The sequence below is a fragment of the Lentimicrobium saccharophilum genome (assembly GCF_001192835.1).
GTDB lineage: Bacteria > Bacteroidota > Bacteroidia > Bacteroidales > Lentimicrobiaceae > Lentimicrobium > Lentimicrobium saccharophilum.
Window position 1 is genome coordinate 998,649 of the sequence record NZ_DF968182.1, and the last position, 18,711, is coordinate 1,017,359.

Consider the following 18,711-nt stretch of genomic DNA (forward strand, 5'->3'; position numbering starts at 1 on the left):
CTTATTACCTAATCTTACTCATCATGATTAAAACCAGACTTTTTGCGGTATTTACACTGCTCACCTCATTAACATTTGCACAGGGCCCTTATGCACCGGCTGCCGGACAGCCCGGGAGTACTGCCATTGCCATGGACAGCAGCATTATCCGGTCATGGGCCACCGGGGCCGAAGTTGTACGCGGTTATATCCAGATCAGCGATACCGGTGTGTATAACCTTGGCTCAAACAAGGCCTCCTATGGCCGGCATTATAACGCCATGGGGCCGGGCGAGGGTACTTCAACCGGTGTGGTAAGTCTTGGCGACGGGGGGGTGGCTACCCTTACTTTTGACCGCCTGATCGTGAATGGTCCGGGCCCTGATTTCGCGGTTTTTGAAAATTCATTCGGCGATACTTTTCTTGAACTTGCGTTTATTGAAGTGAGCTCCGATGGAGTGAATTACAGCCGCTTTCCATCAGTTTCGCTGACGCCATCTGATGTTCAGAAAGGTGCCTGGGATGAGCTGGACCCCACCATGATTCACAACCTCGCCGGCAAGTACCGCCAGGGATTCGGCACCCCTTTCGATCTCAGCGATCTGGAGTATGATCCGATGGTGGATCTTTTTGCCATCCGTTTTGTCAGAATTCTTGATGCAGTGGGTTGTATCGATCCTGAATATGCCACTTTTGATTCAGAAGGCCACATTGTCAACGAACCTTTCCCGACTCCTTTTAATTCGGGCGGTTTTGACCTGGACGGGGTGGCGGTGATCAATGCCAATGTGTTGAATGAGGTTGCCGGTTTTGAAGATCTGAATCTTGAACCCGACAGTTATTTTTTGCCTGAATCTGCCGGAAATTTTACAAGTGGATCCCTGAGTTTCCTTTATGAAGGGAGTTCGGGCTCCTGGTCAGGTTTTACCTATTCGAACAGGGTAACGCTGAACGGTACATACAACGATGATCAGTTTGTTGCCGTAAGCAGGGGAGGCATTGAAGCAGATTCTTCGGCCTTTGCCATTACTTATGTAAGTTCCGACTGGATGACCGGGACTTATGATCCCATTCCTTCGGTAATTCAAACGACGGATGGAAGTGAAGTCCTGTTTGGCGGCTTTTATGTTGCCAACACGGATATGGCTTACATTACCATGCGTGACGGAACCCTGTTCAACAAAAAGTTCGGGGGTGAGTCCGGCAATGATCCTGACTGGTTCAGGTTGAAAGTATGGGGGCTAAGGGCCGACAACAGCGTGACCCAGGAGATTACGCACTACCTGGCTGATTTCAGAAATGAAGACAATGCCCTCGACTATATTCAGGATGACTGGCGCTGGGTGGACCTGCAGCCCCTTGGCGCGGTGAAATCGCTCCATTTCATCCTCGAATCATCCGATTCGGGAGACTATGGCATCAACACACCGGCTTATTTCTGCATGGATAATCTTACCGTTCTGAATACGCAGGGACCAGTGCTGACAGCCTGGCTCCCCGATCATGAAGTGGCCCTCAATGCAGATCCTGTTACTGTAATGCTTGACGATTATTTTTACTCCGTGCAGGGAGATCTTGCGTATGAAATAGCAGGCAATTCCAATCCGGAACTGATTGCTGCAGAGATTACCGGGAATCAACTGCTGCTCACCTTTAGCGCAGATGCTTCCGGGTCAGGCGAAGTTTCTGTTGTGGCTACCGCTGCCGGGCTGAGCGTGACAGACATTTTCAATGTTTCGGTACTTTCGAATGTAGGAATTGTCTCTGCAGAAACATTTACATTCCGGGCTTATCCCAATCCTGTTTCAGGATCACTCTTTATTGAAAACGGCGCACAGTGTGAATTGCAGCTGACCGGAATGAACGGGAAAATGGTTCTGGAAACAATGCTTTTAACCGATATGGCTGAAGTTTCGCTTGCCGGTCTGCAGCCGGGCATCTACCTGCTGAAACTGATCAGCGAAAAGGGCGTTTCGATTAAGAAGATCGTTAAGCAATAGTATTCTCATCGATAAAAATCTGTTGACCAATGAGAAGAAATGTAACGGTAACCGTGTTGCTGCTGGCTGTCCTGATCATCCGGGCAACGGCCCAGGAGCCGGTTTCCGATACGCTTCTGCTTAAAGGGGTTGAGATAGCATCGGAAAAAATCAGCCGGAAAGAGCTCTCGTCTTTTCCGCTGCAGAGTTTGTCGGGTAATCAGATTGCTGCTGTTGCCGGAAATTCGGTTGCGGATGCCCTCAGGACATTTTCGGGGGTTACCCTGCGCGATTACGGTGGGGCGGGGGGGCTGAAGACCGTTATGGTCAGAAGCCTCGGTGCTCAGCATACCGGTGTTTTTATCGACGGGGCGCCGGTTTCGGACATCGCCAGCGGTCAGCCTGACCTGGGTAAGTTTCCGCTGGGGAATCTTGAGGAAGTCAGCCTGAACGTGGGAGGTGGAGGAAGTGAGCCCATGCCGGCAAGGGCGCGCTCAGGTGCCAGCATCATCAACCTGAGGAGCATCAGGCCCGACTTCGGGAAGTATAAAACAAGAGGCAACATCGGCATTAAGGGTGGATCGTTCGGACTGTTCAATCCGTTTTTGAGGCTGGATCACAAAACCGGGCAAGACTCATGGATTGGCATAGACGTAAATCCGCTCTTTTCAAAAGGGGATTATTCCTACCTGGTTGACAACGGGCCTGCCGGATCTGAAACCCTCAAACGCGGCAATGGCGACCTGACCTCGCTGTCGGCCAATCTCAGGTTTTTTGCCAGGCCCGGCGACAGCACCGAATTACGCGTATTTGCTGGATTTTACAACGCCGAACGCGGACTTCCCGGCGCTGTGGTGTTTTATAATCCACATGCCTCACAGCGGCTGACCAATAAGGATCTGAGCCTGGGGTTTCAGCTGATGTCTGAAAAAAAGCGGGTTTCACTGCTTACCAATGCCGGTTGGTCGTATGCCTGGCTACGTTATCTCGATCCCGATTATCTTGGTTACACCTACAGTCTTGACAACCGCTACCTCCAGCAGGAATTTTACCTGTCGCAGGCAGGCACAATTGCGCTCGGCAGGCATTTCTCCGCTTCACTGGCATCAGATTTCATCCTGAATACCTTTTCGGGAAGCCAATACAAAACTGATCCGTGGCGGGGCAGTTTTCTGTTGTCGGCAATATTGGCCCATCAAACCCGGAATACCGGCGCCGAAGCCGGAATTCTGGCAAGTGTCATCAAGGACAGCGGGAAAAATGCGTCCGAAGAAGACCTTACGCATAAAGTATCTCCCTACTTCTCAGTTTCGGTCAGGATTGCTGATGTCCCTTCGCTGAGGCTCAGGATGATGTACAAGCACTCATTCAGGATGCCGGCATTCAACGAATTATACTACGCCCTGGTCGGGAATCCCCGGCTCTTCCCCGAAAGTGCGCAACAGCTGAACACCGGTATACTTGGATCATACGCGCCTTTCAAAGGCGTGCTGCTCATGTTGAGCGCCGATGCTTTTTTCAACAGGGTTCATAATAAAATTGTTGCCATCCCCACGCAGAACCTTTTTGTATGGTCGATGCAGAATATCGGTGAAGTCAGCACCGGGGGGCTGGACTTTCAGTTAGATGCCACTGCGGCAATGAACCGGCGCAGCAGAATTTCAGTGAACCTTGCCTATACCTTCCAGAAGGCCAGTGATATCAGCGATAAAAATTCTTCAGTCTACGGAAATCAGATTCCTTATATCCCCTATGAAACCTTTTCTGCCATGTTTCAATTCGGTTACCGGGCATTTTCACTCGACTACAACGTTCTTTTCAACGGTTACAGGTATGTTTCAGCAGAAAATATTCCGCAGAACCTGCTTCCTTCCTGGTGGATCAGTGACGCCGGTGTAGCATGGAACCCTGAGGCCGGAAGGTACAAGTACAGGATTAAGGCAGGGGTAACCAATCTTTTTGATAAAGACTATGTGGTAATCAGGAGTTTTCCGATGCCCGGAAGGGGTATTGTAATCAGCGGCACTTTTACTTTTTGATTTTTGATATGATGAAATTTATCGGAGTGATGACAGTGAACAAAGACAGGTGCTACATAAAACCGGTGGCCTTACCGTGCCGGCAGTTGTGGCTGACGGCAATGCTGTTTCCTTTGATGATGCTGCATTCATCCTGCCGCAAGGAACCTGATCAGCCCCGGCCTCAGGAGAATGATACAACCGTATATTCTGCCGGTATATATGTGCTGAACGAGGGCTTGTTTAACCAGAACAATGCAGGACTTACGTTTTATAATTTCAGTGATTCAACGGCTGAAACGGACTATTTTTTTAATAAGAACGGTCGCGGACTGGGTGATACGGGCAGTGATGCCTGTATCTACGGTTCCAAACTTTATATTGTCGTGAATGTTTCAAGTCAGCTCGAAGTAGCTGACGCGGTCTCGGGCGTCAGCCTCGGCCGGATCCCGCTTTTTGACGGCAGCAAGCCGCGGCAGCCAAGGAAAATTGCCCCTTATGGTAAATATGTCTTCGTGTGCAATTTTGATAACACCGTGGCTGTGATCGACACTGCCCGGTTAGAGGTAGTCAGGTTGATTGAAGCCGGCAGAAATCCCGACGGAATTACAGCGGCTTATGGTAAGATATGGGTTTCCAATTCAGGAGGCCTGGCATTCCCGGATTACGACAACACCGTGTCGGTGATTGATCCGGAGACGTTTTCTGAAGTATCGCGTTATACGGTAGGCATCAACCCGTATACCATCCGGCCCGATGGTCACGGCCACCTTTACCTGATTTCAAGAGGTAATTACGGAGATGTGAAGAGCCATCTGCAGGTGATGGATACCTTGGGTAACCTGGTAAAAACTTTCGGCGGTTTTGAAGCCCTGGGCTTTACAGTGGCAGGCGATACTGCCTATGTATATAATTATGACTGGAACAGCGGTAAAAGCACGGTGATGGTCGTAAATACACTTTCCATGCAATTGGCGGATGAGCAGTTTATCAAAGATGGCACAGATATTCTCGTTGCTTACGGCATAGCCTGCGACCCGGTGACTGGGTTGATTTACATTGCGGATGCCATGAATTTTACCGGAACAGGGCGCGTTTATGCATTCGACAAAACCGGAAAACTGCAGTTTTCACTCAACACCGGCATCAACCCTGCATATTTTGCCTTTCTTCACCGTACCGGTATTCCGGGAAACTGAATCTATACCTGACCTGCTCGCGGGAAAGCCTTTAGTGTCTGAAGGGACGCGGGTGCTTTGGGCTTTCAGCGGCGGGTTTGCGAATGCTCTGATATTAATCAGGAAGCGCCTGCAATGCTGTACAGGATCCGGAAATAGAATCATTTAGGGGGTGAAGGCGGAAATTATAATCCGAAGATGCCGATTTTAAAAGCAAAACGGCGTGGTCTTTCATCCGGTGCAATGGAGCGTATGGGCCGGGGTTCCTGATTGATGATGTCGAACCGTGAACAATGGATGACTTCGCCGGGTGTGGCATTGATGCTGAGGACTTTGCAATATGGACTTCCCTTCGAAATCAGTTCAATATATTTCTGCATGGTGGTCTCTTCTCCTTCTGCATGAATCAGTATCCTGTGTTGAGATACCTCATTCGAGATGCTGCCGCATAAATTCATTTCCCTCCCCTTGTTCAGTATGTAAAATCTGAACCCTTTGCAAGGCTGGTCGATGGATATCCTGATGTCTGCTGCTACACGCATCCGGCAAATTGGTTAAGTTTAATCAGAAACTGATACCAAAACAGCTTCAGAGAATGAACGGCTGCCGGTAAGGAACAGCCGCTGAAATTCAATACAAAAATTAATTTCTTAGGAAGTGTAAAGTTAAATACAAAAAATTAAAATGCAATAGGTGTAAATACTGATTTTTTATTAATTTTTTGTGAATTATCAATGCGTACATTCACCTATAAGGCTGAAATCCTTTAAATACAGGCTTTTAAGTAAAGATATGCTGATAAATCAGTTGTTTTTATAGTAAATGATGATCAACCTGATCAGGATTAGAAACCGGGGCCTGGCAGACAGATCCAAGGCACTGGTAGATCAGGGTTTCGCCGTCTTTAAACCGGTTTTCAAATATCGGCAGGTCTGAAGGTGAGATGGAGGCCGCCAGGAGCGTTGAAGCCGTTTGTTTTGCGAAAAGTGTCCTGGCAAAATCAAAAGCTTCAGGGCCGGTAATCACCAGGGTGCGGATACCGGAGGCAAGCAGCATAGCCGATGAGGCCCAGCAGGCATAGGCCTGGGGGTAGGCATTTATCCTTGCCTGCATCCGCTGAATCATTTTTTCGGCCCTGTCTGTATACGTATTTTCCGAAAAGTAATGGCCCAGAAACAGCAATACTTTTGACATAACGGCATTCCCTGAGGGTTCAACCCCGTCAGTGGTTTCTATCACCCGCACGACCTCCGGCCCTGCGCCGGGATGATCAGCCGAAAACCAGAAGAGGGGGGAGTTTGCATCACCAAAAGTACGCAGCACATTGTCAGTCAACCGTTTTGCAGCGTGCAGCCATCCTTCGTCAAAACTGACCTGATAAAGTGTAATAAAAGCCTCGGCCAGGTATGCATAGTCATTCAGTATTCCCTCGATTCTCGCGTTCCCGTTTTTCCAGGTGCGCAGCAGGCTGCCATCTTCCCGAATCATTTCTTTTTCGCTGAATCGGGCTGCTTTCAGCGCGGCATCGAGCCAGGGCTGGTGCTGCGTTACCCGGTAAGCATCGGCATACGCCTTGATCATCAGGCTGTTCCATGAAATCAGTATCTTGTCGTCCAGGCCGGGCCTGACGCGTTTGTTCCTTTCTTTCAGTAAGAGGGCAGAAGCCATACGCACCAGCTGTTTCAGCTCCTCTGCGCTGAGGTGCTGTCTGGTAGCAAACACCTCGTCGGTAAGTGGCCGCAGCAGGATGTTGCGTCCGTGTTCCCATCGACCCTCCTGATCGATGCCCCAGTATTCCGAAAGCAACGCTCCGTATTCCGGCAATACATTCATGATTTCATCCCTGGTCCAGACGTAAAACCTGCCTTCTTCTCCCTCGCTGTCGGCATCCAGCGCGGCATAAAATGCGCCTTCCGGAGAAGTGAGTTCACGTTCAGTAAAAGAGATCGATTGCTGAATAATTTCAAGCAACTCTTTATGGCCGCTGATACGGAAGGCTTTTGCATACAATGAAATAAGCTGGGCGTTGTCGTACAGCATTTTTTCAAAGTGGGGGACTTTCCAGTGCGCATCGGTGCTGTAGCGTGCGAATCCTCCCCCTATCTGATCGTAAATACCGCCCATGGCCATGGCTCTCAGCGTTTTGAGCGCGTAATCAAGGGCTTCGGTTTTTCCGGAGAGGTCATAATAATCCAGCACAAATTGCCATACTACCGGCATGGGAAATTTCGGGGCGCCGGTCATTCCGCCGTTTATGCCGTCGAACCGCAACGAAAGCTGCTCATAGGTCTCATCAGGAAAAGCACGGTCAATGCCTGAGGGGTTGGCTGGCGCCTCCACCATGTTCTGCCCGCTGATGCCTTCCATAAGCCTGGAAGCCTGTATTTTCAGTTCTTCATGGCTGTTGTCATACAGATCTGAAATTTGCATCAACAAATCAGCCCATTGCGCGGGCCTGAAATAGGTGCCGCCCCAGAACGGACTGCCGTCGGGCAGGGCGAAGCAGTTGAGCGGCCATCCTCCGCTGTTATGCAGCAATTGGACTGCATTCATGTAAAGCAGGTCAACATCCGGCCGCTCTTCCCGGTCAACCTTCACGCACACAAACAGCCGGTTCATCACCTCCGCGATCTCAGGCTTGCTGAAACTCTCATGCTCCATCACATGGCACCAATGGCAGGCCGAGTATCCTATACTGATCAGCAGCGGCCGGTTGCGCTCGCGCGCTGCGGCAAACGCTTCTTCCCCGTAAGGATACCAGTCAACCGGATTGTGTGCATGCTGAAGCAGGTAAGGGCTCGTTTCGTTGATCAGTCGGTTGGGCATATGGCTTATAATAATGGTGTGAGGGCTATTTCTTATAAACAAGGTTTTACCCCGAGTGTTTAATGGCCGGAGTGAAACGCTTCAAATACATTCATTTCTTATCTCTGGAAGCATACGATCCGCCGATGGCGGGGAAATTACATAATTTTATGACAAAAGTATGAATCCGGAGAAGTTGGGTGTTCGGAGAAAATAATCAGCAATATGAAACCGACGTGCCCGGGTGGGTCGGAAATCCTAATTCATTCTGCATTTCTGCTGGTTGCCGGTTCATTTTATTGGGACATTTCCTGCCATAGAAAGGTACAAGTCGTGGTTTCTCTGTGAACCGCTGTGTATATGAAAGATTATTTTACAGAGATACATCCGTAACCGCTGAGATATGCAGATAGTTTAAACCCTTGATTCGCATAATGTATTTTAAATCAGTGATTAATATTTGAAAGAAAGAAGCAGTATAACATATCTTTTCTTATAATTCCGGCTGTTATTTAGATTTATTATAACTTAGCACCCTTAAGGCGTCCTTTACCCGGATTTCAATCACCAATTTCCCGGAGTGTCTGTCCCGGTTTCCGGGGTGTAGTCTATATGTCCGGAAAAGGGTAGAGGCTGCCGCTTAATAAGAAATCTGCAATAAACACTCTATGACAATGAGACTATTACTTGTTTTAATGGCCGTTCTGGCCCTGAGCCGGGCAGATGCCCAGCAAACTTACCGTGTACAGCGCGGCGAGCGACCGCCCATTGATCTGGCGACTGTTCCGGATGCTGCTATTACCCGTGGCATTTTAAAAGTGAAGGTTCAGGAATCCTACACCCGGCAGCTTGACGAAATGCCGGTGACGGTGGATGCCAGGGGCACGGTTACTTTCGGAATTGAAAGCATTGACCGGCTGAACAGGCAATTCGGCGTATCAGGTTTTGAAAAAACCTTCGGCTCTCCGGCTTTTTCATCCCGCTTCAGCGAACGCCACCGTGCATGGGGCTTTCACCTCTGGTATACCCTGCATTTTGATGAGGAACTGGATGTGAAACAGCTGGTTCAGGCCTATGCCGCCCTGGGAGAAGTACTGGTGGCGGAACCTGAGTATGTAAAAGAGTTGGTTATTAATCAATTGCCTGATGGAAAGGCAGAAGGGGAAGCGCTGAGGGGCACTGCCTGGACGCCGGACGACCCGCGTTACGATGAACAATGGCATTATCACAATACCGGTCAGCAAAACGGTACCCCCGATGCTGACGTTGACCTGCCCGAGGCATGGGAGATCACCAAAGGAAATCCTGAAGTGATCGTCGCGGTTATTGACCAGGGTATTCAGACCAACCATCCTGACCTGATCGAAAATATGTGGGAAGGGTTGGGATACAACTTTATTAACAACTCTCCGAACATTGTTCCCGGGGATCACGGATCACATGTGGCCGGAACCGTGGCCGGTGTCAACAACAACGGCATCGGGATTTCGGGCGTGGCCGGTGGCTCGGGTCCGGGCGACGGAGTGCGGCTGATGTCGTGCCAGGTATTTAACCCCACTTCCGGTGGCGGCGGATTCCAGAATGCACCCATCTGGGCGGCCGACAACGGCGCCGCAATATCGCAGAATTCATGGGGATACACATCGCCCGGTTATTATGAGCAGGCTGTGCTCGATGCCATTGACTACTTCAACATCAACGGCGGAGGTGAAGCCATGCCTGAGGGTGGGATTACGATCTTTGCCGCAGGAAACAGCGGTTCACAGGGTCAATGGTATCCCGGTTACTATTCGGGATGTTTCTCGGTAGCAGCCACCAACAACCAGGATAAACGCTCATGGTATTCGAACTACGATACCTGGATTGATGTTTCAGCCCCCGGGGGAGAGACCAACCAGGTGAGCCAGCGGGGCGTGCTCAGCTGCTGGAGAAACAGCAATTATGGTTTTTACGAAGGGACTTCCATGGCTTGTCCGCATGTTTCGGGCATCGCCGCACTGATGATTTCGCTGGCGTATGGTCAGTTTACTCCGGCACAGGTAGCTGATATTATCCGCAATACCACCGACGATCATTACGGGGTAAATCCCGGTTATATCGGCAAACTGGGGACCGGCCGCGTGAATGCGCACAGTGCCCTCCTCGAAACACTTAACCAGATGATCCTGGTAAATAACCCCCTGGCCTTTTCGGCATTGCCGGCCAGCCATACACAGATCAACCTCAACTGGGTAAAAAATGCAGAAGACGATGATGTGATGATAGCATGGAATACCGAAGACGTGTTCGGTGATCCGGTACAGGAGCAGCCTTATCAGCCCGGCGAGGTGATTGAAGGCGGCGGAACCATTCTTTACCTCGGTCCGGAAAGTACTTTTCAGCACACGGACCTCAGCAGCAATACCCCCTATTTCTACAAAGCCTGGTCGGTGAACGAAGTCAATGAATATTCACCCGGGCTGTCTGCCAATGCCATTACCCTGAAGGATCCCATCGTGAACTTCCCGTACCACCAGGATTTTGAAGAGGAGGCTTTCCCGCCCGCTTCATGGGAAAACAAGAAACTGGCCGGCGCCGGTGAAGGATTGTGGGACCGGCAACTGACCGGCACAGACCCGCTTTGTGAACCTCAGTCCGGCGAAGCCATGGCCCGCTTCAACAGTAATGAATATATGGCCGGAACCAGTGGTTTACTGGTAACCCCTCCGGTGATGTTCGGCAGTGACAACTATGAAATCAGTTTCTGGATGTTCCGCGACAGCGAAGAGCCTGCGACAGCCGACAGAGTTGAGGTGTATGCCAACATTTCGCCCAATGCCGGTTTTGCCACCCTGCTGGGAACCGTGCACCGCTCGGCTGCGCTTTCGCCCGAAACTGATGAAAGCGGCTGGCAGCGGTACGTATTTGAACTGCCGGCATCGTATTACAACAAACTTACTTATATTATCCTGAAAGGGATGAGCGAACAGGGCAACAGCATCTATATCGATGAGTTTCACATCGAAGTGCCGGTATCCTGCTTCCCGCCCGAGAACCTCACGGTCACCGACATCACCTCCGCTTCGGCGCTGATCGGCTGGACCGCTGTGGAGCCGGCCACCGCCTGGGATGTGGAAACCGGCGTGCAGGGATTTGAACCCGGTACAGGAACATTGCTTACCGGGATTGCCGACACGACATTGACGATCGAAGGGCTCGAAGCCAACACTGCTTATGACATTTATGTGCGTGGCGCCTGTGATGATGAAAACAGCAGTGTATGGACCGGTCCTCTTGGATTTACCACCCTTTGCTATGCAGAAACGCCCTGGGATGAAACCTTTGAGGGGATGAATGACGCATTTGAATGCTGGCAGGTAATGATGAATACTGCGGAAGACGGCGGACTGGAAGGCAACAACCTGGTTCCGGCAACGGAAGGATCATGGTTTGTCTGTACGCCTGAATCCTTCAATGGTTCAGGCAGTGATTATATCCACGGCGGAGAACGTTCTGCTGTTATCGATGGCGCTGCCACCGGCTTCAACTGGCTAATCACCGGAGAGCTGCAGATGCCCGGAACAGGGAATACCGACCTTGGGTTTATGCTGTATTACGCCAACAGCGATACGGCAGTCAACCGCTTTTATGTGAATATCTTTGATGAGGGGAACTGGCGCCCGGCGCTGGTGATGGACAGCCCTGAAACCGGCAGCAACCTTTACCAGCAGCAGGTGCTGATCAATATGGATGGCTATCTGGGCAAGCGCATAAGACTGGCGTTCGTATATGAAGGCAACGACGCGGCCACGCTGGCAGTTGACAACATCGGCATCGTTCCCGCCGACAACTACTGGACCGGTAAATCGGGCAGTGAATGGACGAACCCGGGTAACTGGCGTCTGGCAGTGCCGGAACAAACCAATACCGCGCAGATATTGCCCGCCCCCAACCAGCCTGTGATCAGCGGAAGCCTTGAAATGACCGGAATTAATATTCATCCCGGAGCCGCGCTTACCCTTGCACCCGATGCGCAAGTAACAGTCACCGGTTCACTTTTGAATATGTCAGGTGCACCGGGCCTGCTGCTGAGCGCTGATGAACAGGGCCATGCCACGCTTATCCATCCTGAAAATGAACTGCATGCCACGGTTGAGGTATATGCCGGATCCGCAATGGGCGCAGAGGGCTGGCAACTGCTGTCCATGCCTTTTACTGTTGATTTTGAGCCTGAGTTCTCCATGCCCGGAGACGGACTGCTGAAATGGGCAGAGGCTTCCGGCAGCTGGATTGCTTCACGACTGGAGGACGAAACCTGGAACCCGGCGTTTGAGACACAGATGATTCGGGGACATGCCTATCTCAGCGGTTATGAAACAACTGGGGTGCGTTCTGGGGCCGGGTTGCTGGATGGTACATCGTTCAGTCGTGAACTGCAGAATACCGGCAACGGATGGCATGTTTTGGGCAACCCGTTTACGGCATCCGTAAGTTATAATTCGTCTGATCCGCAGTTTGCCGCTATCGGTAAAGTGTGGAATGCTGAGGAAGGATCGTTCAACGAGCTATACCCCGGAGCCATCATTCCGGCGATGTCAGGCTTCGCGGTGGAGGTACTTCAGGAAACTGCCGCCTATCACATCCCTGCTGAGTCGCGTACACATGAAGCAGCTTTTCTGCCTGCAGCTCCGGAGCCTTCCATCGCCCTTTCGGTCAGCGAATCAATTCAGGGTACCCGTCAGCGCGCGGCCATCAACCTGAATCAGGCAGCTACAGAATATTTTGATGTTCAGCTGGATGCAGGTTTTCTTCCCGGCTTTGCACCGCAGTTTTACAGCCTCTTCGGCGGCCGGAAGCTTTCCGTCAACACCCTGCCTTCCATTGCCACCGGTGCAGTGATTCCGCTGGGATTTGTGAAAAATGAAGCTGATAGCTACGTTTTTGAGGCTCAGTTTGATGCCCTTTATCCGGATATGCTCCTGTATCTGAATGACCTGAAAACCGGGGAGCTGTATTCGCTTAACGAAACTCCTGTGGTGGAGTTCACCGCTGAAGAAGGTGATGCCCCTGACCGTTTTGAACTGATTTTCGGCACCCTGGGATTGGATGAACAGGACATGGCCGCCGGTCTGAAGGTTTATGCCCACGGTTCCGTGATTTATCTGCTAGGCAATGGCCCCGTTGAAGGGGTAGTTATCCTCAGCACCCTGCAGGGCTCCACATTGCTCGAAAAATCCGTTAAAGGAGAAGCAGTGATTAAGCTGGAAGCCGGAACCCTCGCCAATGGCATTTACATTGTAAGCCTGATCAGCGGGCAGGGCCGGAGCAGCCACAAGGTGGTGCTCAGCAGGTAAGGCAAATTGTTTGATACTAAAGAAAACGGCAGGATCCGGCAGCGGGTCCTGCTTTTTTTGTCCGGGAATGGCTGTGTCCGGTCAGGATCCCAGCCAGTTTTTCATCATCCGAAGTCCTTCCGGGGTCATGACCGATTCGGGATGAAACTGAACGCCGCAGAGATCAAACTCTTTGTGCCGCAGGCTCATGATCACACCCCGGCTATCGGTAGAGGTGATGCGCAGACAGGCGGGGAGGGGAGCCGCCACGGCCCAGCTGTGGTAGAGTCCGGCTTCGAATCCGGTTCCCAAACCTGCAAAAAGCGGGTCGGCGGGTAGCAGGGGCGTTACTTTTACCGTTTCACCGTGGAGGATGTTGCCCGGCTGAAATAATTTTCCCCCGAAGACTTCGGCCATGGCCTGCATGCCCAGGCAAACGCCCAGCATTTTTTTTCTGCCGGCCCATTCCCTGATCAGGATGCAGGTATTTCCGGCTTCGGAGGGCAGCCCAGGGCCCGGGCTGATCACGATGGCGTCGGCGGCCTCCGCTGCAGCTGAAGCGTCCCGGTCATTTTTAATCACTTCAATGGCGTTAGCTCCTGCCTCGCGCAGCAACTGAACCAGGTTCCAGGTAAATGAATCGTAATTGTCGAGCAGCAGGATTTTCATAGCGGCGGCATCGCGCAAAAATAATCAGGATTTTTATACGAGCTCCCTTCGGTCGGTTAAAGGATTCAAATATTCAAATATTCAAAGATTCAAGGATTCAAAGATTCAAGGATTCAAAGATTCAAAAGATTCAAGAATTCAAGGATTAGCTTCGCTGAGCTCCCTTCGGTCGGTTCAAGGATTCAAAGATATTGTTGGCTCAGATTAGTCTCTGCGGCCCTCTGCGAAAACCTCTGCGTTCTCCGCGGTTTTTTTACCGCAAAGGTCGCTGAGAAGACGCAAAGGTCGCGGAGGGGCCAGGTGGAAGCAAGAAGACCTAACAACTTGAAAGAAAACTTGTTAGGTCAGGTTGTTGATTTTTGTGGTCAGGCCCTGTTGAGAAGTCAGGAATTGCGGGGACACAAGATAATCATTGCGTCATTGCGGCTTTGCGCGGGGTAGGTTATCCCGGTTGGTCTCGGCTTCGCTCGACCACCGCCGCTCGACCACCGCCGCTCGACCACCGGGACGGATTCACAATTGAAAGGCCTGCTTAGTTGGTTCTTCTCCTTGAGGTGACTGAGCGAAGTCGAAGTCAGGAGAAGATGTCCGAAGGACAGATTAGGTGATCGATGCCCGTGGCATGCTTCGGGAGGACGCGCGCTGGTTGCAAAAAGAAGACCTGACAAGTTGAAGCCTATCTGCACGGATAATCACTTATTTCCAACGGATTATCATTTTTTACTTCTTCTACTTTTTGCTTGACCAAAAAGTAGCAAAAAGTCAAGGCTTCCCAAAAATGGCTGAAAACAGGCGAGCGTTTTGGCCGGAATCCTGAAAATACACCGCGCTTCGCTTGGTGTATTCGCAAAAGAGGCTGTAATCATTCTGTTTGCACATAATGAAACAGCCTCTATGCGGGATTATCCCGACTAAATCAATAGGAATATGTCTAATACTAATAGCTGATTCCAATAACCTATTGATTAAGTCGGGCTTAAGAAACGAAGGTTGTTACATTCCCCCTCTGCTCAAGACCGATGTACAAAAATCACCGGTGCATCGCCAGCCATTATCACAGACGTTTCTTCTTTATTCCACGCTGCCTGTTTTCTTAACGCCATTTTTGGAAGGCCAATCCTATTTTAATTGTTAATCCCGCTTACGCGGACGTACTCTTTCAGGCCAAAATAATATGCGCGGCCCCGCGGCCTGAGCGGATAAAAAGAAGGAAGTCAACAGATTGTGCTGACATCACTAAGCATTGATTGGAATATCAGTAGAAAGAAGGCCTGACAAGTCGGGAGAAGACTTGTTAGGTAAGGTCGTTGATTGTTTTGGTCAGGCCCTGTTGAGAAGTCAGGAATTGCGGGGACGCAATATAATCTTTGCTTCGTAGCAGCTTGCCCCGCTGTGGCGGGGACTTTGCGTGGGGTAGGTTATGCAGGCTTTATTCCGTTGAGGTCCGTGGCACGTCCCGCCTCTTGGCGGGAAAGACGCGCGCTAACTGGATTCCAGGATTCTCTGTTTTCTTTGTAATCCCAGTAACGTAAGGCAGTGCGAAAAAATTTCAGCATTCGCATAAGCGACCTTCTGGTTTTCGTACGCTGTATCATCTGATAAAACTAAAACAGCTAACCTTGGTACTACAGAAAAACAGGCAGTCGCGGTGCGAATGCGCGGCCCCGCGGCCTGAGCGGATAAAAAGAAGAAAGTCAACAGTTTGTGCTGACATCATCAGGCATTGATTGGAACATCAGTAGAAAGAAGGCCTGACAAGTCGGGAGAAGACTTGTTAGGTAAGGTCGTTGATTGTTTTGGTCAGGCCCTGTTGAGAAGTCAGGAATTGCGGGGACGCAATATAATCTTTGCGTCGTAGCGTCTTTGCGTGGGGTAGGTTATGCAGGCTTTATTCCGTTGAGGTCCGTGGTACGTCCCGCCTCTTGGCGGGAAAGACGCGCGCTAACTGGATTCCATGATTCTCTGTTTTCTTTGTAATCCCAGTGACGTAAGGCAGCGTAAAAAATTTTCAGCATTCGCATAAGCGACCTTCTGGTTTTCGTACGCTATATCATCTGATAAAACTAAAACAGCTAACCTTGGTACTACAGAAAAACAGGCAGTCGCGTTGCGAATGCGCGGCCCCGCGGCCTGAGCGGATAGAAAGAATAAAGTCAACAGATTGTGCTGACATCACCAGGCTTTGATTGGAAGATCAATAAAAAGAAGACCTAACAAGTTGGAAGAAAACTTGTTAGGTCGGTTCGTTGATTGTTGTGGTGAGGCCCCTGTGGGGAAGTCAGGAATTACGGGGACGCAGAATAATCTTTGCATCGTAGCAGCTTGCCCCGCTGTGGCGGGGACTTTGCGCGGGGTTGGTTATGCAGACCTTATTCTATTGATGCCCGTGGCACGTCCCGCCTCTTGGCGGGAAAGACGCGCGCTAACTAAAAAAAGAAGACCTAACAAGTCGTAAAGAAGACTTGTCAGGTCGGTTCGTTGCTTGTTGTGGTGGGGCCCTGTGGAGAAGTCAGGAATTGCGGGGACACAATATAATCATTGCGTCATTGCGGCTTTGCGCGGGGTAGGTTATGCAGGTTTTATTCTGTTGAGGTCCGTTGCACGCGTGTGGTGATGTGATGATTTGAGAATGTGATGATTTGAGAATGAAAGAATGTGAAAATTTGAAAATGTTGTCGATCCGGCGGGTTCTATTGTGTTCTATTGTGTTCTATTGTGCCTATTGTGGTTTAATTACCTCCGTGGAAACTACTTGGAACGTGTCGGAAAGAAGCGCGCTAGCCGGATTCGTGCATTCGTGGCAATCACTGCTACCCTGACACACTTACGAGCCTCCAGAATTAGTATTTTCGCATTTTAAATCAATCCATGGATCAGGCGAAAAAGGCTTTCGAATTGATGAACCACTTTGGCGGCAAACGCCTGCCATTCCTGTTTGTCATTGACTTTGAATGCCGCAAACCGGTGGTGCTGCCATTGGAAGAGGCCGCAAAAGAAGGTATTTTCTTTGATTTCAGGGGGTATTCCAACGGAGCGCCGTCATTTTCAGCACCTGCGGATTCATTGATATTTGAAAAGTATCCCATCCCTTTCAGCGATTACCTGAAGGCCTTCGAACCCGTGATGGCCGGCCTGCAATCCGGCAATTCCTATCTGCTGAACCTTACCTTTCCGACACCCGTAAAGATCAACCGCACCCTGTCCGAAATCTTCTTCCTTAGCCGGGCGCCTTACAAACTGCTTTTCAGGGATGCGTTTACCGTTTTTTCGCCGGAGTGCTTTGTCAGGATTAATAACGGGGTCATCTCTTCCTTTCCCATGAAGGGCACCATCGACGCCGGTATGCCCGGTGCCGACCGCCTGCTGCTCGAAGATGCCAAAGAGATCGCCGAACACCATACCATCGTCGACCTGATCCGCAACGACCTGAGCATGGTCGCGGAAGCGGTAAAGGTGAAGCGCTTCAGGTACCTCGAAGAGATACGGACCAATCACCGGCATCTGTTGCAGGCCAGTTCCGAGATCACCGGCCGGCTGCCCGTTGACTGGGCCTCACAGGTCGGCACCCTCCTCCGGGCGTTGCTGCCTGCCGGAAGCATTTCCGGGGCGCCCAAAAAGAAAACCCTGGAGATTATCCGCAGGGCCGAACCGGATGAACGGGGCTACTATACCGGCATCTGCGGGATTTTCGACGGTCACGGGCTGGATTCGGCCGTGATGATCCGTTTTATTGAAAATTCGCCCGGAGGTAAACTTTTCCGGAGCGGCGGCGGGATTACCATCAACAGCAACCCTGAAAGTGAATACCGTGAACTGATCGATAAGGTATATGTCCCTTTTGTTTGAAACCATCAGCATCCGCGACGGCAGGCCCGAAAACCTTCGCTGGCACCAGCAAAGGGTTGATGCTTCGGTAAAGGCCGCTTCCGGCCGTGTGCCATCCTTCCTGTTGACGGAGGAGATAAAGGTGCCGCCTTCTGCTGCCTCAGGCCAATACCGCTGCCGGGTGGATTACGATACGGAGATCAGGGAAATTACCTTCCGGCCCTATGTTTTCAATGCCATCAGCAGCCTGAAACTGATTGAGGATAACACGATCACCTATAACCTGAAGTTTGCTGAAAGAACAGCCCTGTTGAATCTGTTTGCGCAGCGCGGCAGTTGCGACGATGTGCTGATTGTGAAGAACGGCCTGATTACCGACAGCATTTACGCCAATGTGGCGCTGCTGAAAAACGGGCAATGGTTCACCCCCCTGGCGCCGCTGCTCCCCGGTACCTGCCGTGCCCGGCTGATTGACGAAAATATGCTGATCCCTGTTCCGATCAGGGTGGACAACCTGTACCATTACGAATCCATACTGCTGATCAATGCATTGCGGGGGTTCAGGCCCCGGAGGGCTTTTCCGGTGAGCGGGGTGAGGTTCTGAGGATTCAAAGATTCAAAGATTCAAGGATTCAAAGATTCAAAGACTTAAAGATTCAAAGATTCAGAAGTAAGAAGTAAGAAGTAGGAAGTAGAAAGTAGGAAGAAAGCTTGTTAGGTCAGGCTCAAATCGGATTGGAAGCACTTGACTCGTAAAAAAACTCAATTTCTTTTTCTTTGTAATCCCAGTGCTGTTAGGCAGTGGGAAAAATTTTCAGCTTTCGCAAAAGCGACCTTCTAAAGTTGACCTTCCAAAACCTATTTTCAAAGAATTGGATGAAATGCTATGAAATGAAACAATGGTCAAGTTTAGGCAGTCGTGTTGCGAAAGCGAGGCCCCGCGGCC

Annotated in this window: 9 protein-coding genes; 6 read left to right on the forward strand and 3 right to left on the reverse strand. The window is 50.6% G+C overall.

Annotation, left to right across the window (positions count from 1 at the left end; genetic code table 11):
- Positions 1-23: 23 nt before the first annotated feature.
- The 3 genes from TBC1_RS03635 to TBC1_RS03645 are packed head-to-tail and all read left to right on the forward strand — an operon-like array spanning position 24 to position 5,175.
- A complete protein-coding gene (locus tag TBC1_RS03635; RefSeq protein WP_062038656.1) occupies positions 24-1,979 on the forward strand; it encodes a DUF4465 domain-containing protein in 1,956 nt (651 codons plus the stop codon).
- Between the two features lie 29 nt (positions 1,980-2,008).
- A complete protein-coding gene (locus TBC1_RS03640) occupies positions 2,009-3,997 on the forward strand; it encodes a TonB-dependent receptor (protein ID WP_062038659.1) in 1,989 nt (662 codons plus the stop codon).
- An 8-nt stretch (positions 3,998-4,005) separates the two neighbouring features.
- The gene (locus TBC1_RS03645) at positions 4,006-5,175 is read left to right on the forward strand and encodes a YncE family protein (protein ID WP_137305407.1); all 1,170 of its coding nucleotides are present in this window, start codon (positions 4,006-4,008) and stop codon (positions 5,173-5,175) included.
- Positions 5,176-5,339: 164 nt separating this feature from the next.
- Here the strand turns inward: TBC1_RS03645 and TBC1_RS03650 are convergent, their stop codons facing one another.
- Entirely contained in the window at positions 5,340-5,696 is a 357-nt protein-coding gene (locus TBC1_RS03650) for an acylphosphatase (protein WP_062038665.1), read from the reverse strand.
- A gap of 271 nt (positions 5,697-5,967) precedes the next feature.
- Positions 5,968-7,980 carry a thioredoxin domain-containing protein gene (locus TBC1_RS03655; RefSeq protein WP_062038668.1) on the reverse strand — a complete coding sequence of 671 codons (2,013 nt, stop codon included), beginning with the start codon at positions 7,978-7,980 and terminating at the stop codon, positions 5,968-5,970.
- Between the two features lie 653 nt (positions 7,981-8,633).
- On the opposite strand from TBC1_RS03655, the gene TBC1_RS03660 reads away from it, so the two are divergent.
- A complete protein-coding gene (locus TBC1_RS03660) occupies positions 8,634-13,292 on the forward strand; it encodes a S8 family serine peptidase (RefSeq protein WP_172668816.1) in 4,659 nt (1,552 codons plus the stop codon).
- Between the two features lie 81 nt (positions 13,293-13,373).
- Here TBC1_RS03660 and TBC1_RS03665 read toward each other — a convergent pair whose 3' ends face one another.
- Entirely contained in the window at positions 13,374-13,940 is a 567-nt protein-coding gene (locus TBC1_RS03665; protein ID WP_062038673.1) for an anthranilate synthase component II, read from the reverse strand.
- A gap of 2,868 nt (positions 13,941-16,808) precedes the next feature.
- Here TBC1_RS03665 and TBC1_RS03675 point away from each other — a divergent pair.
- Positions 16,809-17,786, forward strand: a complete 978-nt coding sequence (locus TBC1_RS03675) for an aminodeoxychorismate synthase component I (RefSeq protein ID WP_062038679.1) — start codon at positions 16,809-16,811, stop codon at positions 17,784-17,786.
- Positions 17,770-18,369 carry an aminotransferase class IV gene (locus TBC1_RS03680; RefSeq protein ID WP_062038682.1) on the forward strand — a complete coding sequence of 200 codons (600 nt, stop codon included), beginning with the start codon at positions 17,770-17,772 and terminating at the stop codon, positions 18,367-18,369. The genes TBC1_RS03675 and TBC1_RS03680 overlap by 17 nt, the downstream gene beginning before the upstream one ends.
- Positions 18,370-18,711: the final 342 nt, after the last annotated feature.

What these genes read in the sequence shown, in the direction of transcription:
- TBC1_RS03665 (WP_062038673.1), bottom strand. Translation starts at nt 13,940, where the DNA reads ATGAAAATCCTGCTGCTCGACAATTACGATTCATTTACCTGGAACCTG.
- TBC1_RS03640 (WP_062038659.1), top strand. Translation starts at nt 2,009, where the DNA reads ATGAGAAGAAATGTAACGGTAACCGTGTTGCTGCTGGCTGTCCTGATC.
- TBC1_RS03680 (WP_062038682.1), top strand. Translation starts at nt 17,770, where the DNA reads ATGTCCCTTTTGTTTGAAACCATCAGCATCCGCGACGGCAGGCCCGAA.
- TBC1_RS03660 (WP_172668816.1), top strand. Translation starts at nt 8,634, where the DNA reads ATGAGACTATTACTTGTTTTAATGGCCGTTCTGGCCCTGAGCCGGGCA.
- TBC1_RS03635 (WP_062038656.1), top strand. Translation starts at nt 24, where the DNA reads ATGATTAAAACCAGACTTTTTGCGGTATTTACACTGCTCACCTCATTA.
- TBC1_RS03655 (WP_062038668.1), bottom strand. Translation starts at nt 7,980, where the DNA reads ATGCCCAACCGACTGATCAACGAAACGAGCCCTTACCTGCTTCAGCAT.
- TBC1_RS03675 (WP_062038679.1), top strand. Translation starts at nt 16,809, where the DNA reads ATGGATCAGGCGAAAAAGGCTTTCGAATTGATGAACCACTTTGGCGGC.
- TBC1_RS03645 (WP_137305407.1), top strand. Translation starts at nt 4,006, where the DNA reads ATGATGAAATTTATCGGAGTGATGACAGTGAACAAAGACAGGTGCTAC.
- TBC1_RS03650 (WP_062038665.1), bottom strand. Translation starts at nt 5,696, where the DNA reads ATGCGTGTAGCAGCAGACATCAGGATATCCATCGACCAGCCTTGCAAA.